This is a genomic window from Paenibacillus sp. P4_E11 (genome assembly GCF_056401635.1).
Genome location: NZ_JBFUIX010000454.1, coordinates 1 through 1,480, shown reverse-complemented (window position 1 = coordinate 1,480; position 1,480 = coordinate 1). Strand labels below are relative to the sequence as shown.

The following is a 1,480-nucleotide window of genomic DNA, read 5'->3' as shown; positions in this document are numbered from 1 at the left end:
GCGTAATACCCTGAGTGCAATTAAACCCAAGAGCGGAGATGATCAGCTTGGATATTGAGTTTGCAATTTCAATAGCCTTAATTGCTCATAAGGGCCAGCTAGACAAAGGCGGAAATCCATACATATTGCATCCGATTGCAGTCATGAATAGGGTAGAAACAATTGAAGAGAAGATTGTGGCAGTATTGCACGATGTAATCGAAGATACTGAAGTTACACTTAGTCAATTAAGGGGATATGGATTTTCCGAAGAGATAATTGAGGCCATTGGTTTATTAACGAGATCAGAAGAAGATAGTTATGAAGAATTTATTGAAAAGACTCGTAGAAATCGAATCTCAAGAAACGTAAAAATAGCTGATATTAAAGAAAATATGAATCTTGGAAGAATCAAAGAACCAACAGAGAATGATTTTAAAAGACTTGAGAAATACAAAAAAGCACTTGAATTATTGGAAAACAACAAAGAATTCTGAATGGTTACTCGAGAAGAAGCATAACACCGTATTCACGCATCGGGCCATTCGGCCCTCGGTCCGCCAGATGGATTCTCGAGGGAGTAGATGCAGGCGGACAACCCTGCGAACTTAACCGCGTCGTGGCCGGCAGCAAGCTGCCTCAAGGTTCTTGGGTTCGTGAATACAAGAACGTTATATGACATTCCCCCTCAAGATCATTAAAATCAATTATCTTAAGGAGAACAATGCGAAGACCAAAAGCATTAATAATATTACTGTTCCTTTTATGCATATTGACGTCTTGCAAACAAAATAGTCTAACAATAACATTTGAAGATTTGACCAAATTAGTTGATAAAGATATAACAATAGTCCAATTTAGAGATGGGGGGACAGGGGCACTATATCGAACTACTGATAAAGAGAAGATAAAAGAATTTTGGGATTTTATGAATGAATACACATATAAAAAAGCTAAACAGCCTGAACCATTTACAGGATTTTTATATGCCGGACAAATAACAAGTTTGGAAAAAGAAACGAAAATTGGATTTGCAATGAATATGATGTCATTAGATCTGTATTACAATATAATCACTGAAAATCAAATAGACTTTTATAATAATCTTAGAAGAATTGTTGAGTCATTTGGGAAAGTGCCAACAATAAATGGGAACACACCGTAGTTGTCAGCTTCTTAGGGGGAACATCACATAACACCGTATTCACGCTACGGGGCTAACGCACCTTGGTCTGCCCGAGGCATTTCGAGATGTAGTATCAGGCAGACAACCCTGTGAGGCTAAGTGGCGGAGCCACCCGGCGCTATCGCGCCTTAAGCCTCTCGGGTTCGTGAATACAACAACGTTAGGCGAAGTTATTGGAAAGAGGATTAAAATGAAATTCAAGAGACTCAATTTGACTTGGGGAGCTGAGCCTAATTCCCCAGACCCTATAATAGAAGTAGATAATAACAAGCTACAAATAAGATTTTATTTAAACCCTTATATTTATGACAACTT

At 38.2% G+C, this 1,480-nt stretch carries 3 protein-coding genes; 2 read left to right on the top strand and 1 reads right to left on the bottom strand.

Annotated elements, in window-relative coordinates; all coding sequences use genetic code 11:
• Positions 1-47: 47 nt before the first annotated feature.
• The gene (locus AC1DWB_RS35050; RefSeq protein WP_477545683.1) at positions 48-476 is read left to right on the top strand and encodes a GTP pyrophosphokinase; all 429 of its coding nucleotides are present in this window, start codon (positions 48-50) and stop codon (positions 474-476) included.
• 32 nt (positions 477-508) lie between these two features.
• Here the strand turns inward: AC1DWB_RS35050 and AC1DWB_RS35045 are convergent, their stop codons facing one another.
• Positions 509-661, bottom strand: a complete 153-nt coding sequence (locus tag AC1DWB_RS35045) for a hypothetical protein (protein WP_477545682.1) — start codon at positions 659-661, stop codon at positions 509-511.
• 42 nt (positions 662-703) lie between these two features.
• Between AC1DWB_RS35045 and AC1DWB_RS35040 the strand changes: the two genes are divergently transcribed.
• Positions 704-1,144, top strand: a complete 441-nt coding sequence (locus AC1DWB_RS35040) for a hypothetical protein (protein WP_477545681.1) — start codon at positions 704-706, stop codon at positions 1,142-1,144.
• Positions 1,145-1,480 lie beyond the last annotated feature (336 nt).